This window comes from Brotaphodocola sp., from assembly GCF_050873365.1.
Lineage (GTDB): Bacteria > Bacillota > Clostridia > Lachnospirales > Lachnospiraceae > Brotaphodocola.
This window is the reverse complement of sequence record NZ_JBNMIQ010000055.1, coordinates 1-2,365: the sequence shown is the minus strand read 5'-3', so window position 1 is coordinate 2,365 and position 2,365 is coordinate 1. Positions and strand designations below refer to the sequence as shown.

The 2,365-nt window shown below is 49.6% G+C and carries 1 protein-coding gene, 2 tRNA genes and 1 rRNA gene; 3 read left to right on the top strand and 1 reads right to left on the bottom strand.

Annotated features, from left to right (window positions below; translation table 11 throughout):
• The 3 genes from ACR0QT_RS14305 to ACR0QT_RS14295 form a co-directional block, all read left to right on the top strand.
• A 23S ribosomal RNA gene (locus ACR0QT_RS14305) occupies positions 1 to 182 on the top strand; the annotation flags it as partial.
• Between the two features lie 87 nt (positions 183 to 269).
• Positions 270 to 342, top strand: a tRNA-Gly gene (locus ACR0QT_RS14300).
• Between the two features lie 21 nt (positions 343 to 363).
• A tRNA-Thr gene (locus ACR0QT_RS14295) sits at positions 364 to 436 on the top strand.
• Positions 437 to 702: 266 nt separating this feature from the next.
• On the opposite strand, the gene ACR0QT_RS14290 is transcribed toward ACR0QT_RS14295, so the two are convergent.
• Positions 703 to 1,986 (bottom strand): O-acetylhomoserine aminocarboxypropyltransferase/cysteine synthase family protein, encoded by a 1,284-nt coding sequence (locus ACR0QT_RS14290; RefSeq protein WP_432631364.1) that lies wholly within the window; start codon positions 1,984 to 1,986, stop codon positions 703 to 705.
• Positions 1,987 to 2,365: the final 379 nt, after the last annotated feature.

Here is a 2,365-nt window from a genome sequence, read left to right as displayed (position 1 = left end):
GCCGAGTAGCCAAGTCGGGAAGGGATAAACGCTGAAGGCATCTAAGCGTGAAGCCCCCCTCAAGATGAGATATCCCATCGCAAGAGTAAGACCCCTTGAAGACGACGAGGTAGATAGGGCAGAGGTGGAAGCGCAGTAATGCGTGGAGCTGACTGTCACTAATAGGTCGAGGGCTTAACCAAGACGGTTTAGGAAATACAGAAATACGGATGATTCAATGTGCAGTTTTGAAGGTACATGTATGAATTGCAGAAATGCGATTCAGATATGCGCGAGTGGCTCAGTTGGTGGAGCACGACCTTGCCAAGGTCGGGGTCGCGGGTTCGAGTCCCGTCTCGCGCTCTTGCAATGAAAATTGCATATGCTGCTGTGGCTCAGTCGGTAGAGCGTCGCATTGGTAGTGCGGAGGTCACGGGTCCGATTCCCGTCAGCAGCTTAACTCTTAAAGCCCTTGTGAATCAAGGGTTTTTTATTGTTTTAAAGCAAAATTTTAAAAGTGATCAAAGTAAAAGTCGTCCAGAAATGGGCGATTTTTTTGTGTAATCGACCCGAAATCGACCAGTTGGCAACGATGGCAACTGTTTGGCAACCACTCGGTATTTGCTTAAATAGAAAAGTGGTGTTTGACGGTTAGGCCAAACACCACTTTTCCATTTTTTCTGTTTGTTGCGTGTACAGGTGACTATTAGATCACTCTGATTTTTAAATAGCGTCAAGTGCCTGTGCGAGATCGGCGATCAGATCGTTTTTATCCTCGAGTCCACAGGAGATGCGGACAAGACCAGCCGGTACTCCGGCAGCCTCAAGCTGTTCATCGGTCATCTGGCGATGGGTGGAGGTTGCAGGATTCAGACAGCAGGTGCGGGCATCTGCGACGTGAGTCTCAATCGCAGCGAGCTTTAAGTGCTTCATAAAGATCTCAGCAGAAGTTCTGCCACCTTCCAGCTCGAAGGAGACAACACCGCAACCGCCGTTTGGAAGATATTTCTGAGCGATGGCATAGTACTTGTCGCTCGGAAGTCCCGGATAATTTACGCGGGTTACCTTCGGATGAGAGGCAAGGAATTCAGCGACTGCCTGACCGTTCTCAACGTGGCGTGGCATGCGGACATGCAGGGACTCCAGACCAAGGTTCAGATAGAAAGCATGCTGAGGAGACTGGATACAGCCGAGATCACGCATGAGCTGAGCCGTACATTTTGTGATGAAAGCGCCCTCCTTGCCAAACTTTTCTGCGTAGGTGATACCGTGATAAGATTCATCCGGTGTGCACAGACCCGGGAATTTCTCGGCGTGAGCCATCCAGTCAAATTTGCCACTGTCCACGATCGCACCGCCAACGGCTGCTCCGTGACCGTCCATGTATTTGGTTGTGGAGTGGGTGACGATATCAGCGCCCCACTCGATCGGACGACAGTTGATCGGAGTCGGGAAGGTGTTATCGACGATCAGCGGAACGCCGTGAGCGTGAGCTGCCTTTGCAAACTTCTCAATGTCGAGTACCGTCAGAGCCGGGTTGGCGATGGTCTCACCGAAGACTGCGCGGGTGTTCTCCTGGAATGCTGAGTTCAGCTCCTCTTCACTGCAATCCGGGGAAACGAAGGTGGCAGTGATGCCCATCTTTGCCAGAGTGACGGAGATCAGGTTGAAAGTTCCGCCGTAAATGGAGGAAGAAGCGACGATGTGGCTTCCGCACTCGCAGATGTTAAACAGGGCAAAGAAGTTTGCTGCCTGTCCGGAGGAAGTCAGCATGGCAGAAGTACCACCCTCGAGAGCAGCGATCTTGGCAGCAACGTGGTCGTTGGTCGGATTCTGTAAGCGGGTGTAGAAATATCCGCTTGCCTCGAGATCAAAGAGCTGTCCCATTGCCTCGCTGGTGTCATACTTGAATGTGGTGGACTGAACGATCGGAATCTGCCGAGGTTCTCCGTTTCCAGGTGTGTAGCCAGCCTGAACGCATTTTGTGTTAATTGAATAATGATCCATTGTGTAAACCCCTTCTCTTCATAAGTAAATTGATTTCCTCGATGTTATGCCAAACAATGACGTTGCATCGGTGTGTCTTTTCATTATACGCTTATTTGGAGGGAGATACAAGAAAACAGGAAAAATTTTCCCTATTTATCATACCAATAAAATATGTTTTTGCTAATTGTTATGAATGGGGATGAATTCTTTCTTTTCGTATCATACTTTTTATATAGCTCAGAGTGGATGTCCCTCTTCTGAGTTCAAGTCGACGCTCGCGGAGACTTGGCGCGTGATTTTGGTCAGCTCTGCTGACATCTTCTTATCAAAATCACTGCGCATCCACGCGGAGCGTATAACTCAGAAGGGGATTGTCTCCCCTCCTGAGAAAGTTTGT